We start from the raw sequence: 17,931 nt of genomic DNA on the forward strand, positions 1-17,931 counted from the left end.
GGGATCCCAGCATCGGCGCGAACCCCCGCCCGCACATCAGCACGACCGCTGAGCCCACCACTGAGACCGGTCCCGTCCGACGTACGCACCCATGAGGCCGGTCGCCGGGGTGCGCACCGGGCGCCGACGCCGCGCCGCCCGCGCTGTCAGAATCGACGTATGGACAACGGCCCCGGCGCCTTCGTCGGGCGCGAGCGCGAGACCGCCGCGCTCCGGGAGATGATCGCCGCCGCCCGTGACGGCCAAGGCGGGGTCGTCCTGGTGTCCGGTCCCGGCGGCATCGGCAAGTCGCGCCTGGTCACGGAGGCCGTGGCCGGCGAGCGGAGCGTCGTGTGGGGCCGCTGCCCCGACGAGGACGGCACCCCGCCGCTGTGGCCCTGGCTCCGCATCGCCGGACGCCTGCCCACCGCCGCCCTCATCACCGAGGCCGGCGGTTCGGGTGGTGGCGACGCGGCGGAGTCGGCGGCGGAGCGTTTCCGGCTGCTTGTCCTGCTCACGGACGCGCTCGTCGAGGCCGCCGAGGACCTCAAGGGCCTCGTCGTGGTGATCGAGGACGTCCACGACGCCGACGAGGCGTCCCTCGCCGTGCTCCGCCAGGTCGCCGCCGAGGCTGCGGGCTCCCGGCTGCTCGTCGTCGCCACCCACAGGGACGGCTCCCCGCGGCAGGCCGGCGGCTTCGCCAGGACGCTCGCCGAGGTGGCCCGCAGCCGCGCCGGACGCACGATTGCCCTCGCGCCGCTCACCGTCCAGGACGTCACGCGGTACCTCGCGGCCCTGCCCGGCGGCCCCGCCCTTGCCCCCCTGGTGCACGAGCGCACCGGCGGGCTGCCCCTTCTGGTCTCGGCCATGGCCCGCGCCCTGGCCAGGAGCGGCACCCCGGATCGCCGCCTGCCCGACCTGCCCGCCGCGGACCTGCGGCCGCTGGTGCTGGAGATGCTCGGCGGGCTGGACCCGGCCGTACGCGGCACGGTGAGCGCGGCGGCGGTGCTCGGCGCCGAGCCGGACCCCGCGCTGGTCGCCGACGTCCGGGAGCTGCCCCCCGCCGTGGTGTCCCGCCACCTGGACGCGCTCGCCGCCGCCGGCCTGCTCGTCCCGCTGCCCGGCGCCCCGTCCCGCTACCGGTTCGCGCACGCCCTGGTCAGGGACGGCGTCGTCGCCGAGGCCGCACGCGAGGCCCCGGCGTTGCACCGCAGGGCGGCGGAGTCGCTGGAACGGCGGGCCGGCGTGGACCCCGCCCAGGCCGCGCGCATCGCGGCACACTGGCAGGCCGCCGGCGACGACGCCGCGACGCTGCGCGCCGCGCTGCGGTGGACGCGGGCCGCCGCCGCCCACGCGCTGAGGTCGTCGTCGCCGGAGCAGGCGGCGCGGCTGCTCGGTGAGGCACTGGCCATGCTCGCCCCCCTCGGCACCGGGCCGGCCGAGCGGGCCGGGCTGCTCATCGAGCTGGCGACCGCCGAGAGCCTCGCCGGCCGGGCCGGGCGCGCCGCCGCGCACTGCCGCGAGGCCGCGGACCTAGCCCGGTCCGCCGGGCTCCCCGGCCTGCTCGCCGACGCCGCCCTGGTCGTCTGCGGCACCGGTGACCAGGCGGTCCTCGTCGGGATGTCCGAACTATGCGACCGGGCCCTGGCCGAACTGTACGACCGGGCCCCGGCCGAGCAGGGCGACGACACGTCCGCCGTCACGCGCGCGCGGCTGCTAGCCCGGAAAGCCTCCCTGGACGTGGAGGCCGACCGCCCACCCACCGCCACGCCCGGTGCGGCGAACGGCGGGCCGGACGTGGCGGGGGATGGCTGGCCGGATATGGATGCGGTCGGCGGGCCGGACGTGGCGGGGGGCGGCGGGCCGGATGTGGAAGCGGCTGGCGGGCCGGACGCGGATGCGGTCGGCGGTCGGCGGGACGTCCGGCGGGACGTCCGGCGAGCGGTTGGCGAGGCGCTGCGGCTGGCTGAGGAATGCGGTGACCCGGTCGCGCTGCTGGACGCCACGCGGGCGCGGGTCGGACTCCTCGACCGGCCGGGCGACGTCGGCGAGCGCCGCCGGATGGGTGAGCTGGCCGTCAGCGCCGGGACGCGCACGGGCCGGCCGATGACCGCCGTCCGCGGCCACATCTGGCGGCTGGACGCCGCCTACCAGCTCGTCGACCTGGTGGCGGCCGACGACGGCATCGCCAGGCTCGGTGAACTCGCGGACGCCACCCGCCTGCCCACCGCCCGCTGGTACCACCTCCGGGCGGGCGCCGCGCGCGCCGCGCTGGCCGGCGAGTTCGACGTGGCCCGCGCCCGTTCGGCGGCCGCCGGCGAGATCGCCGCCCGCATGGACGCGCCGCTGGCGTCCATGGTCACCGACATGTTCGGCCAGCTCGTCGCCCTGGTACGCGGCGACCGGCGCGAGCTGCCCGCCGGCTACCGCGCCGCGTTCGGCGCGCTGCCGGGGATCCCGGTCGCCGAGGCCGCCGTCGCCCTGTGCCTGTCCATCGAGGGGAACCGCGACGAGGCGTACGCACGGTACGAGCACCTGCGGCTGCTGCTGCGGGAACCGCTGCCGGGCGTGCGGGGCCTGGGGGTGCTCCAGCACCTCACCGAGCTGGTCGAGGTGTTCGACGACGCCGAGGCGGCGGGCTGGGCGCACGCCCTGTGGCTGCCGTGGGCCGCCGCCGGCGGCCTCCCCGGCGGCGCGGAGAGCTTCTGCGGCGGCTCCTGCGCGCGGGGCGCCGGCCGGATGGCCGCCGTGATGGGACGGCTCGACGAGGCCGCCGTGCTGCTGCGGACCGCGACCGAGGTCGACCTGCGCCTCGGCGCCCGCCCCTGGCTCACCCACGGCCGGCTCGCGCTGGCGGACGTGCTGCTGCGGCGGGGCGGGCCCGGCGACCGCGCGGAGGCGGCCGGGCTGGCCACCCGCGCGGCGGCCGAGGCCCGGCGCCTCGACCTGCCGGGACCGCTGGCACGGGCCGGCCTGCTGCTGTCCCGGGCCGAGACCCTGCGCCGCGCCGACGACCCGCTGACCGCCCGCGAGCGTGAGGTGGCCGCCCTGGTCGTCCAGGCGATGTCCAACCGGGGCATCGCCGACCGCCTGGTGCTGAGCGAACGCACCGTCGAGACCCACGTCCGCAACATCCTCACCAAACTGGGCCTGTCGAACCGCACCGAACTCACCGCCCACCTCCTCGGCGGCCCCCACTGACCCAGGCCCCCTACCCCCGTCGTAACGACGGCCGAGCCTGGCCGCCGGGCACGCCGTGGCCGATTCGGGGGCGGTGCCCATCATCCGGTCGTGGGGCGCCGAACGTATAGGGAGTGATCCGCCGGGCGCAGCCGCGACCGGCGTTCGTCCGGCGTAGGGGAGACGACAGTGGCGCCTGCGCAGGTCGGGGGCTGGTCTCTGGCCGGTCGCGAGACGGAGCTCCGGGCGGTCGACACGGCGCTGGCCGCGGACGGCGGAGGTGGGGTGGCGATGGTCGGGGCGGCCGGGGTCGGGAAGACCAGGCTGGCCCGCGAGGCGCTGACCCGCTGGTCGGCGCGGGGACGCGAGCACGAATGGGTGGTCGCGACCCGCGCCGCCGCCTCGATCCCGTTCGGCGCGCTCTCCCACCTGCTGCCCGACACCATGTGGTCGGAAGGCAGCCAGGTCGCGCTGCTGGCCAGGGTCGGCGACCGGTTCACGGCGAGGACCGCGTCCGGGCCGGTGCTCGCCGTCGTCGACGACGCCCACCTGCTCGACAGGGCGTCGGCCGCGCTGCTGCACCAGCTCGCGGCCCAGCGCCTGGTGGTCCCGCTCGTCACGACGCGGCACGGCGAGCCGGTCGACGACGCCGTGGCGGCGCTGTGCAGGGAGTCGGCGCTGTGGCTGCGGGTCGGGCCGCTGCCGCCCGAGGCCGTGGACGACCTGCTGGACCAGGCGCTCGGCCGGCAGATCGACCCGATCAGCCGCCGCAGGCTGCACCGGCTCGCCGCCGGCAACCCCCTGCTGCTGCGCGAACTGCTGGCCGACGCGAAGGAGAACGGCACGCTGGTACGGAAGGACGGGGTGTGGCGGTGGCGCGGGCCCGTACCCGGCGGCGCCCGGGTGGCGGAACTGGTCGCGGCCCGGTTGCGCGCGCTGGACCCCGCCACCCGGCAGGTGCTGGAGACGATCGCCTGCGGCGAGCCGCTGGCGCTGGCCATGCTCGAACGGCTCGCCGACTCCGAGGACATCGCGGCGGCCGAACGCAGCGGCATGGCGGTGGTGGAGCGGTCCGGCGCCCGGGTGGGGCTCCGGCTGACCCACCCGTTGTACGGCGAGGTGCTGCGCGCCGGGCTGCCGGTCGCCCGGGCCCGCGCGATCTGGGGCCGGCTGGCCGCCGCCATGGCCGAGGGGCCGAGGCGGCGGCGCGACGACGCGTTCCACACCGGCGTGTGGCGCCTGCAGTCCGGGACGGCCGGACGGCCCGAGGAGCTCATCGAGGCCGCCGAGAAGGCGATCGCCCGCTTCGATCTCGGGCTCGCCGAACGGCTGGCGCGCGCCGCCCGCGACTGCGGCGCCGGGGCGGACGCCGACTGGCTCCTCGCCCGGATCCTGACCTTCCGGGGGCGGGGCAGGGAGGCGGTCGCGATGCTGCCCGCCGTGCCCGGGCCGACCAGCGAGCCGCCCGCGATGCAGGCCGTCACCCGGGCCCTGATCCTCTACTGGGGCCTCGGCCGAACCCGCGAGGCCGAACAGGCCCTAGAACCGCCCCCCGCCCCCAGCCTGACCACGCTCCCCGGCCAGAAGACCCCCACTCCGGCCACGCCGAACACGACGGCGACGAACGCGGGGAGCACGACGAACACAGCGGGTACGGCGGGCACGGCGGACGCGGCGGACGCGGCCAACGCGGCCAACGCGGTGAATACGGCGATTCTGGCGAGTGCGGCGGACGAGGCGGACGAGCAAGACGAGGCGGCCATGTCCGGTATCTCGGGTAACGCGGGCATGCCGGTCACAGTCCCGAGTCCCGGGCCGGAGCTTTTCAGCGAGACCGAGTCGACGCGGTCGTGGATCCTGCTGTTCGACGGGCGGTGCGGGGAGGCGCTGCGCGTGGCCGAGGAGGTGCTCGCGATGCCCTGCGCGAGCGACCGGGCGGTGGTCTGGGCCGCGATGGGCGGCACGATGGCGGCCGGCCTGATGGGCAGGCTCGGCCTCGCCATGTCGATCGCCGAGCGCGGCGGGCGCGTCGCCGACGCCCACGCCGAGCGGCTCCCGTGGGCGCGAGCGCAGGTCGGCTACGGCCTGTGCCTGGCGCTGGACGCCGCCGGCCGGCTGCCCGAGGCCACCGAGCTGGCCGAACGCGGGTACCAGGAGGGGGTGGCCAGCGACGCGGGCATGATGACCGCCGTCTGGGCGGCGTTCCGGGGGATGGTGGCGAAGGCCCGGGGCGACCTGCCCGCCGCGCAGGCCGTACTGCGCGAGGCCGTCACGTTGCTGGAGGAGGACGACACCTACGGGCTGATGCGGGTCTGCGTCGCCGAACTCGCCGGGGCCATGGCGCTGGCCGGCGACGCCGAGGGCGCCCGCGTGTGGCTGGCCCGCGCGGACGAGCACGCGGGCGGGGCCAACCGCATGTTCGACGCCCGCATCATGGCCAACCGCGCCTGGGCGGTGGCGGCGGGCGGCCTGCGCACGTCCGCGGCCGGAATGGCGGAGCGGGCGGCCGGGCTGGCCCGCGACACCGAGCAGCCCGCCATGGAGGCGGTGTGCCTGTACGACGCCGCCCGGCTCGGCGCGCCGCGCGAAGTGCGTGAACGGCTGGCGGAGCTCGCCGCCGAGATCCCCGAGACGCTGGCGCCGCACCTGTCCGGCGCCGCGACCGCGCTCGCCGCCGGCGACCCCCGTGCCCTCGAAGAGGCCGCGCACGCCTTCGCCGACCGGGGCCACCTGCTGCTCGCCGCCGAGACGGCGCGCGCGGCGGCGGGCGCGTACGTGCGGAGCGGCCTGCGGGCCCGGTCGCGGTCGGTGCTCGAATTCGCGGCGGTGCTGGCCGAGAAGTGCGCGACGGCCCGCACGCCGCTGCTGGAACCGCACGGCCTCACCACGGTGCTGACCCGCCGGGAACGCGAGGTCGCCCGGCTCGCCGGCACGCTGCCCAGCCGCGAGATCGCCGCCAGGCTCGGCCTCTCGGTCAACACCGTCAGCAACACCCTCGCCCGCGTCTACACCAAACTCGGCATCACCGGCCGAGGCGAACTCGCGGCCCTCTTCACCGCCCTCGGCACCGACCGTCCCCCCACCAGCCTCCCCTGACCACCCGGCCATCGTGAACCGCCGTCTGCCGTCCGCCGTTGGGGTGCCCCTGAGAAGGTCGCACGTCAGGAAGGGGAACTGGTCAGCGTGGCGCCGTGGCGCGGGCCGATGGGTCAGGCGGGCTGATCTGGCGGCGGGATCGTCCCCCGGAGGTAATGGGCTCGGACGCCGCCGGACGGCGGCCCGGGTGAGCGGGGCACGGCCCCTCAGGGACGCGTCACCCTCATCCGGCTTCTCACAAGGAGGTATGCGGTGAGTACATCGATTTCCCGCCGGCTGCGGGCCCGCGCCGCGGCCCTGCTGGCCGTGCTCGTCGGCGCCACCACGCTGATGGCCGCCGCCGGGGCACCCGCGGGCGCGGCCGTCTGCGTCACCAACGGGCACGTCTACGCCAACGGAGGCAACGTCAAATACGAGACCGACCCGATCAACGGCCCGACGGGCACCATCGGGGTCTACCGAAACGCGATCATCAAGTTCGGCGGCAACGGCCTGAAGACGAACGAGGACCCGTTCTGGGACATCTACCGCGAGGGCGACGGCGCGTACATCTCAACCTTCATCGGTAGCCGCACCGGCGGCAACTGCGTCTCCAACGAGAAGTTTGTCGTGATCAACCTTCCTTCCGGTCCGTACATCTTCCGGGCGACCTACGAGCCCGGGAACTCCGGCGGCGTCATCCGCAGCCAGGCCCACGTCCGCGTCTACGTCTACTTCTAACGCGGCGAAAACCGGGGGAGCGGGGTTGTGGTCTCCATCCGTTCCCCCGGGGTCTTCACCCGTTCCCCCGGGGTCTCCACCCGTTCCCCCGGAACGGTGCCCGTCTCGCCAGGATCGTCGCCGACACCAATGATCACCCCGGCTGCTGTGCTCGTGTACCGGGCGCCGACGCGACGGGACGGTGTACGGTGAATCCGGCGCCTTGTACGGCGCCGAGCCGAAAAGGTCCTCGCCTTCGGCTCGGGCAGTAGTCCCTGTGGCGGCACAGAATCGATCCGAGTCGATGTGTGAACACAAACGCCAACCACACGCCAAAATTAGCGGTCGACTCTTCCGCGCCCGTTTTCGGCGAACAGGTCACTGCCTACCTCCGGGATCGTTTCCCCGCCCTCGTCTACTACGTCCACATGAATGAAGTCGTAGGCGTCGGCGAGTGCAAGCGTGACTCGTCCTCCATTTCGGGAATCGGAGTGAATCACGGCGTTTATACCAATCTCGGAAACAGGCAGTATCACCTCACCCAAGACCGGATGTTCTTCGCCGAGCTTCCCGAAATCAGTGCCCGGTCAGGCACACACCGCCTCGAGGATCGACATATCTGATGTCGTCGCAACGACCCGCTCGAGCCGGAAACCGCAGGTCTGCAACAGCGACTCGTGTTCGCTGTGGGTGCGTTGCCTGCCCCCGGTGTGGACGAGCATCAAGATGTCCATGGCTTTGGACCAGTCGGGCCCAGGGTCGTCGGGGATGACGCTCTCCACCAGCAACAGCCGCGCATGCGGCGGAGCGGCCTTCCGCACGGCGGCCAGGATCGCCGTGGCCCGCTCGACGTCCCAGTCGTGGATCACGTCCATGAGCATGTAGGTGTCGCAGACCGGCAGCGGGTCCTTGAAGAAGTCGCCGGCTTGCAGCGTGAGCCGATCGGAGGCGATCTCCGCGGCACGCTCGATCACCGGGGGCAGGTCGAAAAGGATGCCCGTGGTTCGCTCGGCCGCGTCCACCACCGCCCGCAGTAGGTGTCCATGGCCGCCGCCGATGTCGGCGATCGTTCCGCGGTCCGAGAAGTCGTAGGCGGCCATGACACTCGCGACCTGGATGCGCGCCTTTGAGACCATCGCGGCGTCGAAGACCCGGCCCGCCTCGGGATCACCCTGAAGGATGGCGAAGAACCCGTCCGGATTCAGCTTGTTCGTGGCCGGGAGTCCAGTCTGGAGTGAGTAGTCGAAGTAACCCAGTTGCCTTGCAGTACGTTCGGTTCCGAATGTCGCCACGAAGTCACGCCAAGACTGGGGATGGTCGGAACGGAGCATTCGCGACGCGCCGGTGTGGGTGAAGCGGTCGTCGCCGGCCGCGAAGACGCCATGGGCGGCGAGGAGGCGAAGCACACGACTGAGGGCCTCGGGATTCGCCCCGGTGACTTCGGCCAGCTCCTGGGCCGTCCGCGGCGTGTCGTCGAGCGCGTCGGCGACGCTGAACCTGGCCACGGAGGCCAGACAGTAGCCAACGAACAGGCCCCCGAGCGCCGTGGTCAGTGTGTCGAAGGGCCCCGTCCGTCGATCGAGCGCGGCGTGGTGGTCATCACTGGCGGCCATGAAACGCCTCCGATTTGTCCCCGGCACGTGGACGGCGCAATCGTCGTCGCAATCATTGTGCGAGCCGTAAGGAGTCGTCGACAGAGGAATAACCCTTCACCACCCGTTCTTGCGCTCGACCACCGACAACAATCCACACAGCAGTTCACCGGCCGTGGCCCGGGTCTCCGGCCGGGCGAACCGGACCGCGATCCGTGCGGTCACCTCGTCTGATACCGGCCGCCGGCTCGGGGCGGCCACGCTGTCGGCGACGGCCGACGCGTGATCATCAAGACCGTCCACAACAGACGATGATCAACCACGCGTCTGCCGCCCTCACTCCGGACCCGACAAGTGCCGCTGCCGTACTGGCCCGGTAAGTCGGTCGCGCCGCGCCGGCCGACTCTATTGGATCGCCCCTCGGGTGCCTTCGGCTCGACCGGCCCAGCGCTGGCGCTAAGACTGGTGCCTCCGGCGGGGGGCTTGGCACCGGGAGCGGCCAGGCGTGCGGTAGGGCCGGTAGGCCTTGGAAATACTGCCCGAGCCGAAGGCGAGGACCTTTCAGGGGGTGGCGGAGGTCGGGGTGGGTTCTGTGGTGGGGTCCTGGAGGAGTTCTTCCAGGACTTGTACCGCTCCGCTGATGCGGAGCAGGGTCTGCTGCAGGTCCGTGCGCTTGGCGTCCAGGGAGGCGAGCATCTCCTGGCCCGCGTGGAACTCCTCGCGGAGTGCCTCGACCCGCTTCTCCAGCAGCTCTCGCATGTGCTCATCGCTTTCTCGGGGGAGGACGTCGTTCACCGGACGCTTCCAGGGGGCCGGGTCGGTCACAGTGCATCACCGGTGTCCGGGCCCGTGGTCAGGGTGGTCAGTCGGGTGTCGAGGGTTCGGATCTGGGATTGTTGTTCTTTGATGGCTTCGATGAGGACGGCGGTCAGTTTGCCGTAGTCGACGGACTTGTAGCCGGCCTTGTCGGTGTGCACCAGTTCGGGGAGGACGCGTTCGACGTCCTGGGCGAGTACGCCGATCTCCGGGCGGTCCACCTCGGCCAGGCGTGCCGCGCGGACGCTGTCCCAGACCTCGCGGTTGTCCTCGTCGCTCGCTTCGGGGCCGGCGGTGACCGAGGACTCGACGTCGCCGACCAGGTGGCGCAGCCCTTCGTCGTTCCAGGTGAACCGGACGCCGCGCAGCCCTTCGATCGCTCGCAGGGCGTCCGGCACGGTGGTGGCGTCGTCCTTCAGACGGGCGTCCGACGGGTAGCTGATGCCGCTGGCCCGCAGGACCGCGCCGCCGTCGCTGAAGTTGTTGATGTTCCACCTGGGCCGGAAGATGTACCAGTACCGCCTGCTGTGGTCGGGCCCTTCGAAGCCCCATTCGTACCCGGGGTGGAAGTAGATCTGGCCGTCCGCGTAGATGTCGTGGGACGCGCGGATGTCGGTGGTGAAGAGCGTGCCGACGGTCAGGTTGCTGTAGGTGTCGATGTTGAGGTCGCCGGCCTTGATGTGCAGCCCGTCGCCGCGTGCCTCCAGGCGGTGCCAGAACCGGTTGGCGTGGTGGAAGCGGATGCTCGGCGCGATCTCGGGGATCTTCGGGCTGCCGGACTCTTCCTGGAACAGTTCCAGGAAGAGCTGCTTGCCGCCGGTGGTCGCGGTCGGTTCGCGGCGCAGGACCAGGTGCCGTTCGCCGGCGCTGACGGTGAGCTTGTTCCCGGGGTCGGGCGCGTTGGTGCCGATCGAGACGTTGCCGGCCCTGCTGACGCGCAGACGCCAGGCGTCGTTGCTCCAGAAGCCGATGTCGCCGCCTTCGAGGCCGCCGACGAAACCCTTCAGGTCGGTGCCGACCCACAGCCCGCCGTCGTCGCTGGCGGAGTGCAGCCGGCCGTCGACCCGCAGGTCGACCGAGTACCGGTCGCTGCCGGCCACGTGCAGCTTCGCCTTCGGGTCGGTCGTGCCGACGCCGGACTTGCCGGCCACAGTGAGCACTCCGCCGATCTTGCCGTCGCGGGTGACGGTGATGTTCTGGCCGGCGGTGAGGTCCTTCTTGGCGGTGATGTTCTGGTCGGCGGTGATGTTCTGGGTCGCGGATATGTCCTTCTTGGCGGTGATGTTCTGGTCGGTGGTGATGTTCTGGCTTGCGGTGATGTCTCTCTTGGCGGTGATGTTCTCGGCGGTGATGTCTTTCTTGGCGGTGACGTTGTCGGCGGTGATGTCCCTTCTGGCGGTGATATTTTCGGCGGATATGTCCTTTTTAGCGGTGACGTTCTGGCCCGCGGAGACGTCCTTGGCCGCGGACACGTTCTGGCCGGACGTGATGTCCGTGGTCGCGGAGAGGGCCTGCACGCTCAGGTTGCTGTAGTTCTCCGAGCCGGTGTTGCCGTCCTTGACGTGCAGCCCGTCGCTTCGTGCCTCCAGGCGGTGCCAGAACCGGTTGGCGTGGTGGAAGCGGATGCTCGGCGCGACCTCGGGGACCTTCGGGCCGGCGGCGTCCTCCTGGTACAGCTCCAGGAAGATCTGCCTGCCGCCGGTGGTGGCGGTCGGCTCGCGGCGCAGGACCAGATGCCGGTCACCGGCGGTGACGGTGAGCCTGGTCGTGGCGTCGGGGGTGCCGGAGCCGATGGAGACGTTGCCGTTCTTGCCGACGCGCAGGCGCCAGGCGTCGTTGTTCCAGAAGCCGATGTCGCCGCCTTCGACGCCGCCGATGAACCCCTTCGGCTGGGTGCCGACCCACAGGCCGCCGTCGTCGCTTGCGGAGTGCAGGCGGCCGTCGACCCGCAGGTCGATCGAGTACCGGGCGCCCCCGGCGACGTGCAGTCTCGCCAGCGGTTCGGCGACGCCGACGCCGAGGACGCCCGGCACCCGCAGGCCCGTGCGCTCGGCGAAGCCCGTGTCGACGGTCACCTCGCCGCCCGCGCTCACCGCCAGGTGCGCCAGTGTCACGGAGGAGGCGCCCACCAGGTCCCACCGCGTCTCGGCCTGGTCGGCGCGGATCGCGAACGGCTCCTCGCCGGATAGGAAGACGCCGAGGGCGGGGGTCTCGTCCCACCGCGTGTTCTCCTTGCTGCCCTCCGAGGTCGCCATGGCGGCCTCGGACGCAAGGTAGGCGATGGCGATGCCGATGCCGCTCTTGCCGCGGAACCGCTCGGGCAGGTGGACCTCGACGGGCGAGGGCAGCACGATCTGCCGGCCGAGCCGGTCGAAGGCGCCGCCCGCCGCCACGACGACGAGGTTCTGGCCGGTGGCGGTGACCTCGAGCCCGTGGTGGACGCCGGTGGTGCGGAGCGCCTTCGCGATCCCGTGCACGCGGTCGAGGTGGTAGTGCTGCTCGTCGATGAAGTCGACGTCCCGCAGGAACTGGCCGTCGAAGAAGCGGACTCGTCGCTGTACCACGTCGGGCTGGTCGTACTTGCTCACAACGGTCCTCTCATGTCGGTTCGCCGGCCGCGACCGGCGCGTCGTTCGTGCCGAGCAGGGTGTTGTGGCCGAGGATCAGCGGCTTGGTGCCGGGGTTCGCGGCCATGAACTCCTCCGACACCAGGCGCATGGTCGGAGTGACGATCTTCAGCGCGTAGAAGGTGTGCGCGGGTTTCTCGCTGTCGATGATGGCCCTGGCCGTCTCCTGGAGCGCGCGCAGCCGGACGGGGTCGGCCTCGTTCAGGGTGAGCCGCACCTGGAAGTAGTGCGCGGGCCGGTCGAAGTCGTCGAAGACGGCGACGTCGCCCGTCCGGCCGCCGTTGATCGGCCGGACGTAGATCTCCAGGAGTTTGCGCAGGCCGGCCGGGGTGCCGCGCTCGCGGTAGAGGGGGACGACCTCGTTGATGAAGTCGCGCCTGGTCTCGACCGGCCAGTCCGCGCGCAGGCTGAGCGCCACCCATCCGGCGAGCCAGGGAAGGAACTCCTCAGGGGCCGACTGCGGGTCCAGGTAGGCGGGAAGGCCCTCGATGGTGTTCTCCAGGCCGGTGAACACCGTCTCGAACGCCGCGAGGAAGGCGCCGAGGAAGTCGTCGCGCATGGCGGCGGGCAGCAGGTCCAGGTAGCCGCTCATCGGCGGCCCGTCGGGGACGCTCACGACCCGGCCCGCCACTCGTCCTCGAACGCGACCCGCGAGGCCTGGTGGCAGGTCAGGTGGACCCGGGTCAGCTCGGCCAGCTCATGATCGTCCAGCGCGATCCCGGCCACCTCGCCCTCCCGGCCGGGGATGGGGGTGCCGCCGCGCAGGACGACGGCGTCCACGTAGTCGGTGAACGGAGACCGGTCCAGCAGCGTGTAGATCTCGGAGGCGTACACGTCCCTGCCGAACGGCCAGCCGTCCTTGGCCGTGCCGCCGGTGAGGGGCCCGAGGAAGGTGCGCAGCCGGTCGAGCATGTCGTCGAACGCCTCCTGCGGTGGCGCGTCGGCGCCGAGCGCGACCACCGCCTCGACCTCGATCCGCACGTAGGCGGGCCCGACGACGTGGTGCCGGGTGGTGAGCAGGCGGCGCCCGTCCAGGAAGTCCCACAGCGCCGCCGCGACGGCCGGGTCCAGCACCGGACGCGGGTACGGCCCTGGGCCGGGTGGCCCCGGGACGGCGACCACGCTCACGTGCCCGGGGGCCTCGGCCGCGCGGACGTCGGGGTCGGCGGCCGACAGGTCACGCCCCGGCACGCACCGCGCCCGCACGATCTCCTGCCCGAGCGCCGTTCCCGTGCCGCCGAGGACCAGGCGCTCGAAGTCGCCGGGGGTGGCCGCGCGGTAGGGCTCGCGCAGGGCGCGGGTCGTCGCGCGGACGCGCTCCTCCAGGCTCGAGGCCTCGGGCGGCGAGCCCTCCGGCGGTGGCCCGTTCAGCAGGCCGAGGAACCGCTCGGTGTGGGCGGGCGTGACCTGGTCGACCTGGAACATCGCCGTCTCGGTGAGCCAGGCGAGCATCTCCACCAGCGCGATGCCCGGGTCGCCCGGGTTGTGGTCGGTCCACCCGGGGGCCAGTACGGGGATGAGCGCCCTGGCCTCGGCGACGAGGTCGGCGAAGGTGTGGTCGTCCAGGTTCGGCAGGGGGATGGGCATGACCTGTTCCTTGTCGTCACAGCTTCACGGTGATCGTGTGGTCTCCCGAGCAGACGAGGGCCCGGCCGAGCCAGTCCCGTACCTCCGCCTCCGGCGCCGGCGGCCCGCCCGGCCCGAGCCTGCGGCCGAGCTCCCTTCCCAGCAGGGTCGCGAACTGCTCGCTCGGCACCGCCAGGGGGGTCAGGGCGATGTCCAGCGAGTGGACGTGGTCGACGCCGGGCAGCGCCTCGACGACCGAGTACAGGTCGGAGGGGCGGGGCCTGCGGCCGAAGTCCCAGCCCTCGCCGAGCGGCCCGCCGGTCAGCGGGTGCAGGTAGGCGCGCAGCGCCCCCGACACCCGGGCCACCAGCGGGTCGGCCACGTCGGCCGACACGGCGACCACCGTCGTGGTGACCACGGCCTCGATCCATTCCGGCCCGGCGGCCTTGACGACCGCGGTCGCCGGGCAGCGGGCCCTGAGGTGGTCCTCGACCTGGCGCAGCAGGACCAGCCCGGGGATCGGCCGGGCCGCGGCGGACTCCGGGACCACGATCACCGTGGTGGCGCCGGCGGCGACGTTCAAATGCTCCTCGGTGGGTTCGGGGGAGCCGGGGTCGAGCCACAGGGCGTACGGGTTGAAACCGTCCGGCGGCACCGCGCGCGCCCGGACGACCTCGGGGGAGGACTCCACGGCGAGGTCCTCGATGTCCTGCGCGGTGACGGCCCGCCCTCGGTGCCGCAGCGCCTTGGGGCCCCGCGCGCGCAGCCGGGCCTCCGGCTCGACCGGCGTGCCGCCCTGGGAGTCCTCGTGGTTGGTCACCGCGTCGACGTAGGGGACGGCGGACTGCAGGCGGGTGATCGTCCCCGCCGGCCGGTTGCCGTGCGCCCCGCCCCCGGTGCGGTAGGTGAGGCTGATGTTGTTGTCCCCGCGCGGCGGCAGGCGCCCGGCCTCTCCGTCGCCGAACCTGATCTCACCGGTGAGCGGGTCGGCGGTGTAGTGCCGGTCGAGCGGCCCCGAGGCGCTGAAGTCGGGGACGGCGTGCCAGCGCACCAGCGTCTCGCCGTCCCTGCCCAGCCCGTCGGCGGCCGGGGTGACCGCGTCGGTGCCCTCCGCCGCGCGGAGCGCCGTGGCCTCGGCGTGGGCGGGCGGCTCGGGTTCGCGCACCACGAGCCGCTGGCCGGGCAGCACGGGGGTCTGCGCGGTCACGAAGGTCTGGCCGGGCTCGCCGTTGCCCGCGCCCAGGTTCTCCTCGACGGTGACGGCCTGCGCCGCCCACGTCGTGTTCGGCGTCACGCGGCGCAGCCGGGGCGGGTAGGGGAACTGGCCCTTCTCCCACCGGCCACGGATCCACCAGCCGTCCTGGCCGAAGCACGAGCGGGAGATGAGGTCGTCCGGGCCGACGAACCGGATGAGCCCGCCTCGGGACAGGCCGCCGGTCTCGTCGGCGGCGGCCAGCGTCGTCCACCCCGAAGGGCCGCTGTACTCCCACACGACGCGGGGCGGGTCGCTCTGCTCGCTCCGCGCGAGCCGGTCGGCCCCGACGTCCTCGGGCGCGGGCGGTTCGACCTGGAGGTACAGCGTCACCGGGCGCGGGGAGAAGGGGGCGCCGAAGCACAGGTAGAGCGCGGGGTCGCGCTCGGCGCCCGTGGCGAACGGGGTGAACGGCCCGGCGCCGGCCGTCACGTAGGTGAAGTCGTTGTGGCCGACGCACACCTCGGCGGGCACCTCGGCCGCCCGGTCCCCGCCCGGCCGCCACGACAGCGTCTTGACCATGGGCGGCGCGAACGTGGCGTCCACGAGCCGGTAGCCGGTCTCCCCCGAGGCGGGCGGCACGTACCGCGCCGCCGTGCCGTAGTCGCCGGCGGTCAGGCGGGCCCGCACCCAGTGGCGCACGTCGCCGTTGACCGCGACGGGCTCGCCGGGCATCGTGATCCGGAGCACGGCGTCGCCGGTGAACGCGTAGCCGTCCGTTCCGGCCGCCGCGTCCTGCCACTCCTTGCCGTTCCAGGTCTCCCAGGCCACCATCGGCGAGCCTTCGGTGCGCACCTTCGGCACCGGGCCGCCGTCGGACGCGTTGGTCAGCGTCACGGCCAGGTCGAGCACCGCGCCCGGCCGGGCCAGCTCGGCGGGGCAGGCGCAGTAGAACGTGTCGTTGAAGGCCGGGCGCTCGCCGAACGGCAGGAAGTCCTTGCTCAGGTCGACGGGGGCGGCGTCCAGGAAGGCGGCGGGCGACGGCATCGCCTCGGGGGCGGTGTCCACCCGCAGGGCGACGCCGGTCACCTCCGGCAGGTCCCAGCCGTACCCGGCCGTCAGCGTGCCCACCTGGGGCAGCGTCCCGTACGCGCCGCCGGCGTCGTCGATCTCCACTCTGAGCCACCGGCCGAGGCGGCCGTGGAACGCCTCGCGCGACCAGTCGGCGGGCACCCCGAAGGAGACCCGGCCGTCGCCGGTCAGGGCCAGGGTGGTGTCGGTGAGGCCCGGCGTGCCGCGCTCGCCGGCCCTCGAGGAGGATCGGCCCAGCTCCCGCCACCCGCCGGAGGACCGGTAGGACCAGACCAGGCGCACCGGCACCGAGGCGCTGCGCGGCGTCCCCGGCCGGGAGAGCGCGAAGTCGAGGTACGCCGTCCCGCCTCCGGCGGCGATCACGTCGTCGGCGCTGAGGTAGAACCACTTGACCTGGCTGGTGGCGCCGAACGGGTACACCCCGGCCACCTCGCCGCGCGGCGCCGAGGCGCCGGACGCCACGGCCTCGGGCGCGATCCCCGACCTGCCGGACGCCAGGGGCATGCCCAGCCGGCCGCGCACCCACCCCGCCGAGATCCCGTTCACCACCGACGGCGGCAGGCTCGGCAGGCCGGGAAGGGTCACGGCCCACGTGCCGTCCGCCACGGCCGAGCGGTGGGCGACCGGCCGCCAGGCGGCGCCGTCCCAGCGGGACCAGGTGATCGGCCAGCCGTCCAGCAGCGCCGCGTCCGGGGTGCGGAGCAGCAGCGTGACCTGCTTGTCGCCGGGGGCGCGCAGCACCGGGTCGCAGGCGACGTACAGATCGTGCGGCACCGGCACGTCGCCGACGAAGGCGGGGAAGGCGGCGTCCTGCTCGCCGGTCGCCCGCGTGGTGCGGTCGCTGTAGGCGTCGCCCTCCGCGTCCCCCACGTACACCGCCCGCAGGGCCGCGCGGGTGACCACCAGGCCGTCCTCGGTCTCGAAGACGACCTCCTGGTCCTCGCCCTCCACGGGGTCGGCCGCCACCCTGGTGCCCGAGGGGACGACCGCGTCGGCGGGGCTCCCCTCGGCCAGGGTGAACGTCAGCGGGACGCGCGCCGGGAGCGGCGGCAGCGGCCGGGTGCCGATCAGGTTCAGGAACGCCAGGTAGTCGCGGTCCGGGGCGCGGTTCACCCGCTCGACGACCAGTTCGGCGAACCGGGCGAAGACCCCGATCAGCGCCTCGCCGGCGTCGGGCGGGCCGTCCTGCGCCGGCCGCCACCCGCTGTACCGGGTGGCGAGCCTCTGGGTCTCGGCGATGAGGTCCGCGCGGTCGCGGGGGTCCACCGGCGGCGGCTGCGGCGTCATGCGAGGTAGAAGGGGTAGACCAGGTTGAATCGGCTGTTGCTCGATCGCACCTGGTAGTTGATCTCGATGAGCAGGCGGTTCGGGTCCGTGTCGTCCGCGACCGCGTAGACGTCCAGCACGTCGATGCGGGGCTCCCACTCGACCAGGGCCTCGCGCACCGACTCGACGACGGCGCCCGCGGTGGCGGCGTCGCGCACGCCGAACACGTGGTCGTGGATCCGGCACCCGAAGTCCGGGCGCATCACCCGCTCGCCCCGCGCGGTGCCGAGGATCGTCAGCATCGACTGGCGGATGGCCTCGTCTCCGGTCCCGGTCATCGCGATGCCGCCGCCCTGGTCCAGCCGGACGGGGAAGGCCCACCCCCGGCCGAGGAATCCCTGGTCCGTCCCGGCGCTCATCCGATCAGTACGGTGCCGGACGCGACCACCGTCCCCGACGGGAGATCGGACGGATCGTTGCAGGTCAGGGCCTTGTCCCCGGTGCGCGCCGCGGGTTTTCCGTTGATCGTGACGGTCGCGCTGCCGCCCTGGACGGTCGCGCGGTTCGACGGGGGGCGCTGGAACCCGGTGCCGGGGGCCGTCGGCATGTGCGCGGGCGTGTTGTCCGCGGTGCTGCCGGCCACCGCCGCCGGCCGGCCCATGATGAGCACGTCGGTGCTCAGCCCGCCGTTGAGCACACCGGTGAAGGCGTGCGGCAGCGGCGTGGGGGTCGGGTCCTTTCCCGGGGTCGGCACCATGACGACGTGGACGTCGGTGGCGACGACCCGGTCGCCCTGTTTGGCCGCCGGCTGGCCCATCGTGGTCTC

General features: G+C 73.5%; 12 protein-coding genes. 3 read left to right on the plus strand and 9 right to left on the minus strand.

All coding sequences use genetic code 11. The annotated features are described in order from the left end of the window. Positions 1–159 precede the first annotated feature (159 nt). The 3 genes from NYZ98_RS03390 to NYZ98_RS03400 all read left to right on the plus strand — a co-directional run bounded on the left by NYZ98_RS03390 (position 160) and on the right by NYZ98_RS03400 (position 6,975). Positions 160–3,180, plus strand: coding sequence for a helix-turn-helix transcriptional regulator (locus NYZ98_RS03390; protein ID WP_262840962.1), 3,021 nt, complete (start codon positions 160–162; stop codon positions 3,178–3,180). Between the two features lie 168 nt (positions 3,181–3,348). After that, positions 3,349–6,255, plus strand: a complete 2,907-nt coding sequence (locus NYZ98_RS03395) for a helix-turn-helix transcriptional regulator (RefSeq protein WP_262840963.1) — start codon at positions 3,349–3,351, stop codon at positions 6,253–6,255. A gap of 252 nt (positions 6,256–6,507) precedes the next feature. Beyond that, entirely contained in the window at positions 6,508–6,975 is a 468-nt protein-coding gene (locus NYZ98_RS03400; RefSeq protein WP_262840964.1) for a hypothetical protein, read from the plus strand. Between the two features lie 566 nt (positions 6,976–7,541). Here the strand turns inward: NYZ98_RS03400 and NYZ98_RS03405 are convergent. The 9 genes from NYZ98_RS03405 to NYZ98_RS03445 form a co-directional block, all read right to left on the minus strand. After that, positions 7,542–8,567, minus strand: coding sequence for a methyltransferase (locus NYZ98_RS03405; protein WP_262840965.1), 1,026 nt, complete (start codon positions 8,565–8,567; stop codon positions 7,542–7,544). Positions 8,568–8,663: 96 nt separating this feature from the next. Further along, positions 8,664–8,849, minus strand: a complete 186-nt coding sequence (locus NYZ98_RS03410) for a hypothetical protein (RefSeq protein WP_262841100.1) — start codon at positions 8,847–8,849, stop codon at positions 8,664–8,666. Between the two features lie 258 nt (positions 8,850–9,107). Next, positions 9,108–9,341, minus strand: coding sequence for a hypothetical protein (locus NYZ98_RS03415; protein WP_262840966.1), 234 nt, complete (start codon positions 9,339–9,341; stop codon positions 9,108–9,110). A gap of 26 nt (positions 9,342–9,367) precedes the next feature. After that, positions 9,368–11,950, minus strand: a complete 2,583-nt coding sequence (locus NYZ98_RS03420) for a tail fiber domain-containing protein (protein ID WP_262840967.1) — start codon at positions 11,948–11,950, stop codon at positions 9,368–9,370. Between the two features lie 10 nt (positions 11,951–11,960). Beyond that, a complete protein-coding gene (locus tag NYZ98_RS03425; protein WP_262840968.1) occupies positions 11,961–12,605 on the minus strand; it encodes a phage tail protein I in 645 nt (214 codons plus the stop codon). Beyond that, the gene (locus NYZ98_RS03430; protein WP_262840969.1) at positions 12,602–13,576 is read right to left on the minus strand and encodes a baseplate J/gp47 family protein; all 975 of its coding nucleotides are present in this window, start codon (positions 13,574–13,576) and stop codon (positions 12,602–12,604) included. The genes NYZ98_RS03425 and NYZ98_RS03430 overlap by 4 nt, the downstream gene beginning before the upstream one ends. 16 nt (positions 13,577–13,592) lie before the next feature. Further along, the gene (locus NYZ98_RS03435; RefSeq protein ID WP_262840970.1) at positions 13,593–17,126 is read right to left on the minus strand and encodes a putative baseplate assembly protein; all 3,534 of its coding nucleotides are present in this window, start codon (positions 17,124–17,126) and stop codon (positions 13,593–13,595) included. Next, positions 17,123–17,524 (minus strand): GPW/gp25 family protein, encoded by a 402-nt coding sequence (locus NYZ98_RS03440; RefSeq protein ID WP_262840971.1) that lies wholly within the window; start codon positions 17,522–17,524, stop codon positions 17,123–17,125. The genes NYZ98_RS03435 and NYZ98_RS03440 overlap by 4 nt, the downstream gene beginning before the upstream one ends. After that, entirely contained in the window at positions 17,521–17,922 is a 402-nt protein-coding gene (locus tag NYZ98_RS03445; protein ID WP_262840972.1) for a PAAR domain-containing protein, read from the minus strand. The genes NYZ98_RS03440 and NYZ98_RS03445 overlap by 4 nt, the downstream gene beginning before the upstream one ends. Between the last annotated feature and the right edge of the window lie 9 nt (positions 17,923–17,931).

The organism is Sphaerisporangium corydalis, from assembly GCF_025506355.1.
Lineage (GTDB): Bacteria > Actinomycetota > Actinomycetes > Streptosporangiales > Streptosporangiaceae > Sphaerisporangium > Sphaerisporangium corydalis.

Excerpts from the sequence above, each read along its gene's own strand:
- NYZ98_RS03390 (WP_262840962.1), top strand. The coding sequence starts at position 160 with ATGGACAACGGCCCCGGCGCCTTCGTCGGGCGCGAGCGCGAGACCGCC.
- NYZ98_RS03405 (WP_262840965.1), bottom strand. The coding sequence starts at position 8,567 with ATGGCCGCCAGTGATGACCACCACGCCGCGCTCGATCGACGGACGGGG.
- NYZ98_RS03430 (WP_262840969.1), bottom strand. The coding sequence starts at position 13,576 with ATGCCCATCCCCCTGCCGAACCTGGACGACCACACCTTCGCCGACCTC.
- NYZ98_RS03435 (WP_262840970.1), bottom strand. The coding sequence starts at position 17,126 with ATGACGCCGCAGCCGCCGCCGGTGGACCCCCGCGACCGCGCGGACCTC.
- NYZ98_RS03440 (WP_262840971.1), bottom strand. The coding sequence starts at position 17,524 with ATGAGCGCCGGGACGGACCAGGGATTCCTCGGCCGGGGGTGGGCCTTC.
- NYZ98_RS03445 (WP_262840972.1), bottom strand. The coding sequence starts at position 17,922 with ATGGGCCAGCCGGCGGCCAAACAGGGCGACCGGGTCGTCGCCACCGAC.